The organism is Amycolatopsis sp. (assembly GCF_035546795.1).
GTDB lineage: Bacteria > Actinomycetota > Actinomycetes > Mycobacteriales > Pseudonocardiaceae > Amycolatopsis_E.
Map to the genome: position 1 here is coordinate 89,719 of NZ_DASZWC010000065.1, position 12,772 is coordinate 102,490.

Annotated in this window: 11 protein-coding genes; 6 read left to right on the forward strand and 5 right to left on the reverse strand. The window is 69.1% G+C overall.

Features of this window, described 5'->3' with window-relative positions; translation table 11 throughout:
- Positions 1–20 precede the first annotated feature (20 nt).
- Together VHD82_RS32225 and VHD82_RS32230 are read left to right on the forward strand one after the other, a co-directional pair.
- Positions 21–1,412, forward strand: a complete 1,392-nt coding sequence (locus tag VHD82_RS32225; RefSeq protein WP_325712527.1) for a PLP-dependent aminotransferase family protein — start codon at positions 21–23, stop codon at positions 1,410–1,412.
- 29 nt (positions 1,413–1,441) lie between these two features.
- Positions 1,442–2,497, forward strand: coding sequence for a glycosyltransferase family 4 protein (locus VHD82_RS32230; RefSeq protein ID WP_325712529.1), 1,056 nt, complete (start codon positions 1,442–1,444; stop codon positions 2,495–2,497).
- A gap of 1 nt (position 2,498) precedes the next feature.
- Here VHD82_RS32230 and VHD82_RS32235 read toward each other — a convergent pair whose 3' ends face one another.
- A complete protein-coding gene (locus VHD82_RS32235; RefSeq protein ID WP_325712531.1) occupies positions 2,499–3,236 on the reverse strand; it encodes a GAF and ANTAR domain-containing protein in 738 nt (245 codons plus the stop codon).
- Positions 3,237–3,483: 247 nt separating this feature from the next.
- Here VHD82_RS32235 and VHD82_RS32240 point away from each other — a divergent pair, with 247 nt between their 5' ends.
- The gene (locus tag VHD82_RS32240) at positions 3,484–4,626 is read left to right on the forward strand and encodes an LLM class flavin-dependent oxidoreductase (protein ID WP_325712533.1); all 1,143 of its coding nucleotides are present in this window, start codon (positions 3,484–3,486) and stop codon (positions 4,624–4,626) included.
- A gap of 1 nt (position 4,627) precedes the next feature.
- Here the strand turns inward: VHD82_RS32240 and VHD82_RS32245 are convergent, their stop codons facing one another.
- The 4 genes from VHD82_RS32245 to VHD82_RS32260 all read right to left on the reverse strand — a co-directional run bounded on the left by VHD82_RS32245 (position 4,628) and on the right by VHD82_RS32260 (position 8,556).
- Complete coding sequence (locus VHD82_RS32245; protein ID WP_325712535.1) at positions 4,628–5,944, reverse strand: MFS transporter; 1,317 nt, start codon at positions 5,942–5,944, stop codon at positions 4,628–4,630.
- Between the two features lie 56 nt (positions 5,945–6,000).
- On the reverse strand, positions 6,001–6,423 hold the full coding sequence (locus VHD82_RS32250; protein ID WP_325712537.1) for a cupin domain-containing protein: 423 nt from the start codon (positions 6,421–6,423) through the stop codon (positions 6,001–6,003).
- A 14-nt stretch (positions 6,424–6,437) separates the two neighbouring features.
- Positions 6,438–7,415, reverse strand: coding sequence for an SDR family NAD(P)-dependent oxidoreductase (locus VHD82_RS32255; protein WP_325712538.1), 978 nt, complete (start codon positions 7,413–7,415; stop codon positions 6,438–6,440).
- A gap of 94 nt (positions 7,416–7,509) precedes the next feature.
- Entirely contained in the window at positions 7,510–8,556 is a 1,047-nt protein-coding gene (locus VHD82_RS32260) for an AraC family transcriptional regulator (RefSeq protein WP_325712540.1), read from the reverse strand.
- 143 nt (positions 8,557–8,699) lie between these two features.
- On the opposite strand from VHD82_RS32260, the gene VHD82_RS32265 reads away from it, so the two are divergent.
- Genes VHD82_RS32265 through VHD82_RS32275 form a run of 3 tightly spaced genes read left to right on the forward strand, consistent with a single transcriptional unit; the run spans position 8,700 to position 12,382 of the window.
- Positions 8,700–10,082, forward strand: coding sequence for a flavin-containing monooxygenase (locus tag VHD82_RS32265; RefSeq protein WP_414637606.1), 1,383 nt, complete (start codon positions 8,700–8,702; stop codon positions 10,080–10,082).
- The gene (locus VHD82_RS32270; RefSeq protein WP_325712543.1) at positions 10,082–11,764 is read left to right on the forward strand and encodes a GMC family oxidoreductase; all 1,683 of its coding nucleotides are present in this window, start codon (positions 10,082–10,084) and stop codon (positions 11,762–11,764) included. Before VHD82_RS32265 ends, VHD82_RS32270 begins: the two co-directional genes overlap by 1 nt.
- 9 nt (positions 11,765–11,773) lie before the next feature.
- The gene (locus VHD82_RS32275) at positions 11,774–12,382 is read left to right on the forward strand and encodes an acetoacetate decarboxylase family protein (RefSeq protein ID WP_325712544.1); all 609 of its coding nucleotides are present in this window, start codon (positions 11,774–11,776) and stop codon (positions 12,380–12,382) included.
- The last annotated feature ends 390 nt before the right edge of the window (positions 12,383–12,772 follow it).

The window sequence follows — 12,772 nt, forward strand, 5'->3', positions numbered from 1 at the left end:
CCGCGGATATTGGTTTGTAGGTGAGTCCACTTGACCTGGTGGGTCGCCTCGGCCGGTGGTCGGCCGGGCGCGGGCCGTTGTACGTGCTGCTGGCCGCGCGGTTGCGGCGGATGATCGACGACGGGGACCTGCGCCCCGGCGACACGCTGCCGCCCGATCGCAGGCTGGCGGCCGCGCTCGCGGTCGGTCGTACTACCGTGGTGGCCGCGTACGACCTGCTCAGCCAGGAGGGCCGGATCGTCCGCAGGCAGGGCAGCGGCACCACGGTCGCCCCGGCCGCGACGATCGGCGGGGAGTCCGTCGAGACGGCGAACCCGCTGTTCCTGCATCTGCTGGAGCCGCCTGACGACGTGATCCTGCTGACCTGCGCGTCGCCGAACGCGATGCCGGACGTGGTGACCGCCGCCTACGGCCGGGTGCTGTCGGCGCAGGACGGGATGGGCTACTACCCGGCAGGGCATCCGGTTTTGCGGCGCGCGCTGGCGGAGCGGTACACGCGGCGTGGGCTTCCGACGTCGCCGGAGCAGATCCTGGTCACGGCGGGCGCCCAGCAGGCGTTGTCGCTGCTGGCCCGGCTGTTACTAACTCCGGGGGACAGAGTGCTGGCCGAGACGCCGACGTATCCGGGCGCGCTCGAAGTCTTCCGCGAGTCGGCGGCGGTGTTCCGCTCGGTGCCGCACACCGACGCGGACGAGTTCGTCCGCGCGCTGAAGGAACGCCCGGCGCTCGCTTACCTGATCCCGACCCACCACAACCCCACCGGCGACGTGCTGCCCGCGTTGCTCCGGCGCCGGGTCGCGGAGGCGGCGGTGGGCGCCGGGGTACCGGTGATCGACGACGAAGCGCTGGCCGATCTCGGCACCGCCGACGTGCCGCCGCTGGCCGCGTTCGGGCGCGATGACCTGCTGCTGACCACGGGCTCGCTCAGCAAGATCATCTGGGGTGGGTTGCGGATCGGCTGGGTGCGGGCGGCCGAACCGGTGGTGATGCGGCTTGCCCGGCTCAAGGCGGTGCAGGACCTCGGCGGTGAGGTGTTCAGCCAGCTGGCGGCGGCCGAACTGGTGGCCGGTCTGGAGCTGCACCGGGAACGGCGGGTGGCCGAGCTGCGGGAGCGGCACGACCGGTTGTGCGCGGAGCTGAAGCGGTTGCTCCCGTCTTGGCGCTTCCGGCCTGCTGAGGGCGGGCAGACGGTGTGGGTGGAACTTCCCCACGGTGACGGCCTTTCCTTCGCGCAGCTGGCGATGCGGCACGGGGTCGCGATCCTGCCGGGCGGGGCGCTGGACGTGACCGGCGGCAGCACCGCCTGTTTGCGCATTCCGTTCCTGGCGCCGCCCGAGATACTGGCCGAAGCCGTCCGGCGGCTGGCCGCGGCTTGGGACGCGTACGGGGTATCCACGCCGATGGCTGTGTAGCCGTCGCGCAGGGCGGGTACTTCCGACATATGGGACCACTGCACGTCGCGTTGGTGGTGGACAGTGGCACCTTCGGCGCTGCTGAGCTGTACACGACACGGCTTCTGCGCCACCTGCCGGCGCAGGTGCGCCGCAGCCTCGTGGTCAACCAGGAGATCGCGGGCCCGTTCCTGCGTGAGTTCGGTCCGGCGATGGACGTGAAGGTGGTTCCGCTCGGGCGGCACGGGTCGTGGGCGCCGGAGGTGCGGGACGCGTTGCGGGATCTGGCCCCGGACGTGGTGCAGGTGAACCTCACCGATCCGGCGAGCAACCTCGCGCTGTTACGTGCGGCCGAAGCCGTCGCGCCCACCGTCGCGACGCTGCATCGCGGCGGCGCGACAGACACCTTTCTGCCCGACGCGTGGCAGGCCTACCGGGGCTTGGCGGGCGCTGTTGCCCCGACGAACGCGCTCGTCGCGCAGCTGAGGACGCTGGGGGCGCCGAAGGTGCGGCGAATCCTGCCAGGGGTGGAAATCCCGGCCGCGCCGGTGCAGCCGCGCCGCCGGACACCCCTGGTGCTGGGTGCCATCGCGCCACTGGTGCTCGGCGACGGCCTCGATCTGCTGATCCGCGCCCTGGTGCAGCTGCGGCGGCGTGGACGGTCGTTTCAGCTGCTGCTGGCGGGCGCCGGGCCCGATCGGACGCAGCTGGTCGAGCGCACCCGCGGCCTGCCGGTGCGGGTGCTCGGCCCGCCGCCGGACAACGCGAAACTGTTGCGCCGGTTGGATGTCTTCTGTGAGCCATCGCGATGCGAGTCGTTGCCGTACCCGATGCTGGACGCGCTCGCGCACGGCCTGCCCACCGTCACCACGGCGATCGGCGGCACGATGGACCTGCTTGCCGGAGCCGCGACGATCGTGCCGCCCGCGGACGTCGGCGCGCTCACCGCGGCGCTGGACCGGTTGATCGTCGAAGACCGGCTGCGAGAGAAGCTCGCCCCCGCGGCACGAGCGCTGGCGTTGCGGGAGTTCGACGTCCGGGTGATGGCCGCGCGGACCGCCGAGGTGCTCGCCGAGTCCGGTGTGGACAGTGCACGGGCCGGCTGAGTCAGCGGTTCCGCACCGATTCCAGCAGTTCGCGCGCCACCTCGCGGAGCTTGCGGTTCTGTTGCTGGGACTGCTCGACGAGGCGGGCGAACGCGTCGTCGGGGCCGATCCCGTGCACCGCCATCAGCACGCCCTTCGCCTGGTCGATCTCCGCCCGTGACGTGAGCGCGACCTCCAGGTGCCGCACGCGGTCGCGGGCGTGGTGCCAGCGGCGAGCGTTGCTGATCGCGGCGGACGCGGTGTTGGTGAACAACCGCATCAGGGTTTCGTCGAATGGGTCGAAGGCGCTCGCCGTCCGGCTGTAGACGTTCAGCGCGCCGACGAGTTCTTCCTCGGCTTCGAGCAGCAACGGCATCGACAGGTACGCCCGGATTCCGGCGGAGCGGGCCGCGCGGACGAACTCCGGCCAGCGTTTCTCGTCGTCGTCCACCACCGAGCGCACCGGCTGCCGGGTGGTGGCCGCGTGCAGTGCCGGCCCGCTTTCGGCGCTGTACTGGACCCGGTCGATGTCGGCCATTTCCGGGTCGGTCGTCGCCTGTGTCTCCGGCCCGTCGGCGGCGAGCACCGTCACACTCACCGCGTCCGCGTCGGTCGTCCCCTTCACCGCGGTCTCGGCCAGCCGCTGCAGCACGGCGGGCAACGGTTCCTCCGTCGCGACGTGGGTGCGCAGTTCTTCAAGCGCCGCAGCGACTTCGTCCAATCGGAGCAACGGCTCGGGCCGTTCGGGGATGATGCTCATCTGCGGCGTGCCGCTCGCCCGGGCAGGACGCGATCGGAAAAACTCGTGTGGTCAGCCACTTCGGCGCCGCCTTCCAGCCTTTCGGCTTGTGATCTTTGAGGCGCCGGCTGCTTGACGCGTGGAAAAGCATACGTTCGCGCGACGCATTGCCCGGCACGGGCCCACTCCCGCATGGTGGGAACCGCTGCGAGAGCCGAAACGGCTCCGGCATCGTGGGACGAGTTGCCGTATTTCGAGGAGTTGCCTTATGTCGCTGGATTTCCACTGGTTCCTGCCCACCTACGGGGACAGCCGGTACCTGGTGGGCGGCGGGCACGGCGTGTCGACGACGACCGCGGGCGGCGCGCGTCCCGCGACGCTCGGTTATCTGGGCCAGATCGCGCGCAGCGCGGAGCAGCTGGGGTTTGTCGGCGCGCTCACGCCGACCGGTGCCTGGTGTGAGGACGCGTGGCTGTCGACGGCGATGTTGAGCGAGGTGACCGAGCGGCTCAAGTTCCTGGTCGCGTTCCGGCCAGGGCTGCTCTCGCCGACGCTGGCCGCGCAGATGGCCGCGACCTTCCAGCGCCATTCCGGGCAGCGGCTGCTGCTGAACGTGGTGACCGGTGGGGAAAGTCACGAACAGCGCGCCTACGGGGATTTCCTCGACAAGAAGGCGCGCTATGCGCGCTGCGACGAGTTCCTGTCGATCGTGCGGGCGCTGTGGCGCGGCGAGCGGGTCGATTTCGACGGCGAGCATCTCCACGTGGAGGGTGCGGAGCTGACCCGAACTCCGGACCCGGTGCCCGACGTGTACTTCGGCGGTTCGTCGCCGGAGGCGGGAGTGGTCGCCGCGCGGCACGCCGACGTCTACCTCACCTGGGGTGAGCCGCCGGCTCAGGTGGCCGAGAAGATCGAGTGGATCCGCGGACTGGCCGCCACCGAGGGGCGTAAGCCCAGGTTCGGGATCCGGTTGCACGTGATCGCGCGGGACACCGCGGAGCAGGCGTGGGCGGAGGCCGAGCGGTTGCTGAAGGCGCTGGACGCGGAGACGATCGAGCGGGTGCAGGGCGGGCTGGCGCGCAGCGAATCCGAGGGGCAGCGCCGGATGCTCGAACTGCACGGCGGTTCGAGCGCGAACCTCGAGATCTACCCCAACCTGTGGGCCGGGGTCGGGCTGGTGCGTGGCGGCGCGGGGACGGCGCTGGTCGGCAGCCACGCCGAGATCGCGGAGCGGATCGAGGAGTACCACGCGCTGGGCATCGACGAGTTCGTGCTGTCCGGGCACCCGCATCTGGAGGAGGCCTACTGGTTCGGCGAGGGCGTGCTGCCGTTGTTGGCGCGTAAGGGTTTGTGGCAGCACCCCGCCGGGGCGCCGAGCGCAGGCCCGGCCCCGGTCCCGTTCGCCTCGTAGCTCAGACGGCGAAGAACAGGTCGCGGTTGCGCAGAGCGGCGGTGGCGGTGGCGCCGATGATGCCGGTCAGCACGAGGTAACCGCAGGCCAGCCACGGGGTCCCGCCGCCGGCCGCGAGCAGCGCGGTGATGATCAAGGGCGTCAGCCCGGACGCGTAGATGCCCGAGAACTGGTACACGAAAGACATCCCGGTGTACCGCAGCCGCACCGGGGAAAGCTGCGCGTACAGGGTTCCCTGTGGTGCATAGAAAACCGCGTGCACGACGCCGAGCACCAGCACGAGCACGATTCCGATCAACGCCGGGTTCCTGGTCTGGAAAGCCACGAACGCCGGATACACCGACAGGGCATACAGCCCGGCGCCGATGACGTACAACCGCCTTGGCGAAACGGAATCCGTGACTCGCCCGAACACCACCAGCATCAGCGTGAGCACCACCGACGCGAGCATCACCTGCACCAGCACGGTGTTCCGGGGCAGCTTCAGGGTCGCCGTCGCGTACGAAATGAAGAACACCGCCCACGTGTTGAACGCCGCGCCCTCCGACCAGCGCGACAGCAGGCCGAGGATGGTGTTGCGGCGTCGCACGCGGTCGCCGAACAGCTCCACGAACGGAATCCGCGCCGTGCCCTGCAACCGGCGCATTGCCTCGAACGCCGGGGTTTCGTCCACCTTCAGCCGGATCACCAGCCCGACCACCACGAGCACCAGGCTCAACCCGAACCCGATCCGCCAGCCACAGGTGAGGAACTGGTCGTCGTCGAGCAGATTTCCCAGCAGCGCGAACAAACCCGTGCCGAGGCCGAGGCCGAGCGCAAGCCCGAGCTGGGGCCATGCGCCGTAGCGGCCGCGTTTGCCCGGCGGCGCGTACTCCACCGCCATCAGCACCGCGCCGGCCCACTCGCCGCCGATCGCCAGCCCCTGGAACAGCCGCAGCAGCACCAGCAACAACGGTGCCGCGACGCCGACCTGTTGGTAGGTCGGCAAAGCGCCCATCGCCGCGGTGGACAGGCCCATCAGGACCATCGTCGTCACGAGGGTGCGCTTGCGGCCGATCCGGTCCCCGATGTGTCCGAAAAGGACACCGCCGATCGGGCGGGCGACGAACCCGACGAAGAACGTGACGAACGACAGCATGGTGCCGACGAACGCGTTCTCCGCCGGGAAGAACAGCTTGTTGAACACCACCCCGGCGGCGGTGCTGTACAGGAAGAAGTCGTACCACTCCACCGTCGTGCCGAGCACACTCGACACGAGCACGGTGCGTACGTTCGCGGTCTGGTCCGGGGCGGGCGCGACGTCCAGATCGGTAGTCATCGGGGAGAAGCTACCGACCCTGGCCGTGAATTCCAGTCCGGTCCGCTATGTGGGAACTAGTTTTCGTCGACCGGCGCCCAGAGGCTGGGCAGGTTCACCACGATGCCCTCCTGGCTGCTGCGCGCGATGATCACCACCGCGTCCTCCTCACCGGGATTTTCCTCGCGGTGCGGAACGTACGGCGGCACGAAGATGTAGTCGCCGGGGCTCGTCTCCAGCCGGACCTCTTTGTCCCCTTCGGCGAAGACGAAGACCGGATGCCCGGACTTGACGTAGATCGCGGTCTCCGCCTCGCCGTGGTGGTGGTCGCCGGAGTTGGTGGCCGGGCCGACGTGCGTCTCGCCCATCCAGACCTTCTCCGAGCCGACGGTTTTCCCGGACACGGCTTCCAGCCGCCGCATCCCGCTCGTCTGGTTCGTGTCCCCGCTGAGCTCGCCGCCCCGGATGTGCCGCAGTGGCTGATGCCATTGGTCGCTCATCCGGCCATTGTGGCTCACGCGAAGGCGTTCACGCCCGTCAACTCGGCCGACAGCGTCCACAACCGGGCGGCCTGCTCCGGGTCGACCGCGTAGTCGCGCACGCCGAGCCGGACCGCCGGGCGCCTACCGCCGGCGGGCAGTTCCTCGTCGCCCGCCAGTTCGGCGATGTCGCAGTCCTCGCAGTACTGCCCGCCCAAGTCTTCGAGCTGCGGCGAGGTGGCTGCCCAGGTCTGCGTGGCGGCGCCCTGTTCGGTGGTCTTGAAATGGGTGGCGATCGTGTTGCCCTGTTCGTCGATCCACCCGTTGGCGACCTGCTCCTCGAACGGGATGTAGCGCTGCAGTGGGGTCAGGATGCTGCCCGGGTGCAGGGAGAACGCGTGCACGCCCCGCTCCGCGCCCAGCTTGTCCAGGTGTAGCGCGAACAACGCGTTCGCGGTCTTGGCCTGCCCGTAGGCCTGCCACTTGTCGTAACCGCGCTCGAACCACGGGTCGTCCCAGCGGATGCCGGAGAAATGGTGTCCCCGCGAGGAGACCGACACGACGCGCGCGCCGTCGGCGATCGCCGGCCAGAGGCGGTTGACCAGCGCGAAGTGGCCGAGGTGATTGGTCGCGAACTGGGCCTCCCAGCCCGGGCCGATCCGGGTCTCGGGGCAGGCCATGATCGCGGCGCTGTCGATCACCATGTCGATGGTGCGGCCCGACGCCAGGAACCGCTCGGCGAAGGCGCGCACGCTCTCCAGGTCGCCCAGGTCGAGCTGCTCCACCTCCGCTCCGACAGCGGCGACGGCTTCGCGCGCCGCGTCCGGGCGACGGGCGGGAACCACGACGTGCGCGCCCGCCTTGGCGAGTGCGCGGGTGGTTTCCAGGCCGAGGCCCGAGTAGCCGCCGGTGACGACGGCGAGTTTGCCGGACAGGTCGATCCCGGCGAGCACCTCGTCCGCGGTGCTGTCCGCGCCGAAGCCCGAGCCGATTTTGTGCTGTGTTGTGGTCACGCGATCGAGGCTACGAGCTGGAGTGCGCTCCAGGTCAAATCAACGTGGTGAGCCCGGGCGAGGACGGTCATCTGGACTGTGTGACCAGCCGAGCCTAACGACTCGGCAGCCCCGCTTGTCGAGAACGGACGAATGCCGCCGGGGTGATTCCCTTCCAGCGTTTGAACGCGTGGATGAAGCTGGACGCTTCGGCATACCCGAGTCGCACCGCGACGTCCTCAATGGACAGTGCGCCGGTGGTCAGGAGCTCCTCGGCCAGCGCCTCGCGCACCTCGTCGAGCAGGGCGCGGAAGCTGGTGCCGGACTCTTCGAGCTTGCGCCGCAGGGTGCGGGTGCTCATGTTGAGCTCGCGGGCGACCCCGGGCATACCCCCGGCGATCGCACCGATGCGGGTCAGCCGCTCGCGCACGTCGTGCGCGATCCCGGCCCGGGTGCGCCGGCGGGAGACCAGTTCCCGGCACTGCGCTTCGCACACCGCGACGGTCTGCGGGTTCGCCTGCGGCAGGGGCCGGTCCAGGTACGTCGCGTCGAAGGTGGCCAGGTTGGCGGTCCGGCCGAACCGCGCCCGCAGGCCGAAGATCCGCTCGAAGTCGTCCACAGCGGATGGTTCGGCGAAACGGAATCCGAGACTGGTCAACGGAACCCCGGTGGGCAGCAGTTCGCCGATCACCGTGTGGATGGCGGTGAGATCGCGTTCGACCAGGAACCGGGACACGTCCGGGGGCAGCGTGCTGTCGTCCAGCTCCAGGTGCACCTGCCCCGCCACGAGTGTCGCGCGCGGGATGCTGAAGGTGAAGCTGAGGTCGAGGTAGCGCAGCGCCAGGTTGACCGCGTCCCGGATCGTCGGGCTGCTGATGAACGCGAACCCGAAGATGCCGAACGTCGTCGCGTGGTACTCGCTGCCGACGGCGAGCCCGGCCTCCGGCAGCTCGGCCGCGAGGTTGCGGACCACCTGCAGCTCCTGGTGCGCGTCGACGAGCGCGCCCGGGTCCGCGAGCTGGGCCGACGTGAGCCCGCTGCCCGCCAGCAGCCGCCGCTCGGGGACGCCGTGCTCGGTGCCGAACCGGGCCAGCAGGCACACGCTCGCGTTCCCCCGCGGGAAGTCCCAATGCCGGACGACCGGCTCCGCCAGCTGGGTCATGGCCGAAATTATGGATCGTCTGACCGCTGTTGTCCTGGCCTGGTCCTGCGTGCCGCTCTACCGTCATTCCCGTGAGTGAGCCACAGACGTCCCACCACCGTCCGACGGTCGCCATCATCGGCGCCGGTTTCGGCGGTATCGGCATGGCGATCACCCTGCAACGTGCGGGCTTAACCGACTTCACCGTGTTCGAGCGGGCTGACGACGTCGGCGGAGTCTGGCGGGAGAACACGTATCCCGGCGCGGCCTGCGACGTGCCTTCGCCGCTGTACTCCTACAGCTATGCCCCGAACCGTACGTGGCCCCGCCGCTACTCACAGCAGCCGGACATCCTCGACTATCTGCGCCGGACGGCCAGGAAGTTCGGGGTGCTCGACCGGGTCCGGTTCGGCACCGAGGTCACCGGCGCCGAGTTCGACGAGGACAGCCGGCGTTGGCGCGTCGAGACCGCGGACGGCGGGACCTTCGAGGCTGACGTGCTGGTCCCAGCCGTCGGGCAGTTGTCGCGGCCCGCGCTGCCGGACATTCCCGGTGCGGACAGCTTCACCGGCGAGATGTTCCACTCCGCCGAGTGGAACCACGACGTGGACCTGACCGGCAAGCGGGTCGCGGTGATCGGCACCGGGGCGAGCGCGATCCAGTTCGTGCCGGAGATCCAGCCGAAGGTGCGCTCGCTGACGGTGTTCCAGCGCTCGGCGCCCTACGTGATCCCGAAGACGGACCGGCGTTACACGCGCTGGCACCACCGGATCTACCGCTCGCTACCGCTGACCCAGCTCGCCGGGCGGCTCGGCACCTGGAGCATCGGTGAGGTGCTCACCATGGCGCTCACTTCGGTGCAGCCGCTGGGCAAACTCGTCGAACTGTTGTGGCGGTTGAACCTCCGGCGCGGCGTGCCGGATCCCGCGCTGCGGAAGAAGCTGGAGCCGGGTTACCGGATCGGCTGCAAGCGGGTGCTGTTCTCCAACGACTGGTACCCGGCGATCGCGAAGTCCAATGTGGACATCGTGACCGAGAGGATCGCCGAGCTCACCCCGGATGGTGTGCGTACCGCGTCAAGGGTACACGAGGCCGACGTGATCATCTACGGCACCGGGTTCAGGGCGAAGGAGTTCCTGGCGCCGATGAAGATCCGCGGCCGCGGCGGGCGCGAGCTGTCCACGGAATGGGCCGGCGGGGCGCACGCGTATCTCGGGATCAGCGTGCCGGACTTCCCGAACATGTTCCTGGTGTACGGGCCGAACACCAACCTCGGCGGCAACTCGATCATCTTCATGATGGAACGACAGTGCCGCTACATCCTGCAGCTCCTGCGGCGCGGGTCCTGTGTGGACGTTCGCCGCGACGTGGCCGAGCGGTTCGACGCGGAGGTGCAGCAGCGGCTCGCGCACAGTGTGTGGAGTGGGTGTTCGAGCTGGTATCGCGAGTCCGACGGCCGGATCTCGACGAACTGGCCGGGACTGGTCTGGGAGTATCACCGGCGCACGGCGAAGGTGGACTTCGGCGCATATCGTGAGGTGGCCTGATGACCGGGTTCGACTACGACGTGCTGGTGATCGGTTCCGGGTTCGGCGGCAGCGTGAGTGCGCTCCGGTTGACGGAGAAGGGCTACCGTGTCGGCGTGGTGGAGGCTGGGAAACGCTTCGCGGACAAGGATTTCGCGAAGAACTCCTGGCACATCCGGGACTATCTGTTCGCGCCTGCCGCCGGCTGCTACGGCATCCAGCGGATCACCATGCTGCGTGACGTGCTCGTGCTCACCGGCGCCGGTGTCGGCGGTGGCTCGCTGGTGTACGCGAACACGTTGTACGAACCGCCGGACGCGTTCTACCGGGATTCGCAGTGGGGCCACATCACGGACTGGCGGGACGAGCTGGCGCCCTACTACCACCAGGCGAAGCGGATGCTCGGGGTTTCGGAGTACCCGCGGGTCAGCCCGCCGGACCGGGTGATGCGGGGCGTCGCCGAGGACATGGGCGTGCCGGAGACCTACCATCCCGCGCAGGTGGGCGTCTTCTTCGGCGGGGAGCCCGGGGAGCGCGTGGAGGACCCGTTCTTCGGCGGTCTCGGCCCGGCGCGCAACGCGTGCACGCACTGCGGCGAGTGCATGACCGGCTGCCGGCACAACGCGAAGAACACGCTGATGAAGAACTACCTCTATCTGGCCGAGCAGGCCGGGGCGACGGTGTACGCGCTGACCACGGTGACCGACGTGCGCCCGCGGACCGGTGGAGGTTTCACGGTCCACACGAGACGCACGGGCGGCCGCGCCACCCGCACGTTCGCCGCCGAGCAGGTCATCTTCGCGGCGGCTTCGCTTGGCACGCAACGGCTTCTGCACAGCCTGCGGGATCGCGGCAGCCTGCCGTTCCTGTCGCCTCGACTGGGGACGCTGTCCCGCACGAACTCCGAGGCCGTACTCGCGGCGAAGGCCCGTGGTGACGATGTCGACTACTCCGTGGGAGTTTCCATCACGTCTTCGATCCATCCGGATGAGCACACGCATATCGAGCCGGTGCGGTACGGGCACGGCAGCAACCTGATGGGGATGCTGATGACCGTGCTGGTGGATGCGAAGAAAGGCCGCCCGCGCTGGCTGCTCGGGCTTCGCGAGCTGGTGCGTCAGCGCAAGGACCTGCGTCGCCTGCTGAACCCGCGGCACTGGTCGGAGCGCACGATTTCGTTGCTGGTCATGCAAAGTCTGGACAACTCGCTGACCACCTACACCAAGCGCGGGCTGTTCGGCCGGAAAATGACCACGAAGCAGGGCGACGGCGAACCGAACCCGGTGTGGATCCCAGCCGGGCACGAGGCCACCCGGCGCGTGGCCGAGCGAATCGACGGCATCCCGGGCGGGGCATGGCCCGATTTCGTGAACATCCCGCTCACGGGACATTTCATCGGCGGTTGCGCCATCGGCGATTCGGCGGATACCGGGGTGGTCGACCCGTACCATCGCTTGTACGGTAACCCCGGGCTGCACGTCGTGGACGGTTCGACCATCTCGGCGAACCTCGGCGTGAACCCGGCGCTGACCATCACCGCGCAGGCCGAGCGTGCGATGTCCTTGTGGCCCAACAAGGGCGAGGCCGATCAACGTCCCGCGCTCGGTGCCGGGTACGTCCGGCTCACGCCGATCGCCCCGAAGAACCCGGTCGTCCCCGAAGCCGCACCCGGCGCGCTGCGGTTGTCGATCACGCCCAAGTGAGGTTCCATAGTGGACTATCCTGACGAGCCCTGGGACCTGCACGGGCACGGATACATTTCGTTGTGGCTGGTCCCCTCGCGCGAGCTGCCTTCGCTGCCGCCCGAGGTGACCCCGATTTCGTTGCTGGGCAAGGCGGTTGTCGCCACTGCCTTTGTCGACTACCTGCCGGGCAGCCTGCTGCCCTATCATGAGCTGCTGGCGGCCGTGGTGGTGCGTCAGGGTTTGCGGCCGGGGTTGACCATCACCGACATCTGGGTGGACAGCCCGTCCTCACGTGCTGGTGGCCGGGAGCTTTGGGGGATTCCCAAGGAGCTGGCAGAGTTCAAACTGGTGCACGAGCCGACTTTCACCGGCACCGCCTCGGACTCTTCGTTGCTGGCCGAGGCCGGCGTGCGCCCGGCGACTCGGGGCTTGCCGTTGCCTTTCCCGGTGACCGGCACCGTGCTGCAGACGCTCCGGGGCGAGTTGGCGCGGACTCCGGTACGCGCCAGCGGCCGGATCCGCTGGGCGAAGGGCATTTGGCGGACTTCCGGCGCGCTGGGTTGGTTGGCCGGCCACCGTCCTTTCGCGACGGTGAAGGCGGAAGAGTTCAAGCTGAGGTTCGGGCCGAAGAGTTGAACTCAACACAACCCGAGTCGGTGGTCATCCCGTCGCCTGCGACCCCGAAATCACTTTGACCCAGGCCCGCACCCTGCGCCGGGACCGGCGGCCGAAAGACCAAAGCGTGCGGGCCTGGGTCAAAGTGATACTCCTGGGAGTAGGCGACGGGATGACCACCGACGCAACCACCTGCATGTGGTGACTGTGACTGCGTTCCCCTGGGCATCCTTGAGCCTGCCCCTCCGGCCAATACCGCTAACTTAGGCTGCTCCCTGGCGAGGTTCGAGTCGGGACACGCGTGGTGAATGTCCAATGGCGGTGGGATTTTCTTCTATTATTTCGACGTGCCTCGAGTTGGTCAGCAGAGAAGGTCAAGCGGTTCCGTGTCTGCGGGTGTGCGGTTAACGG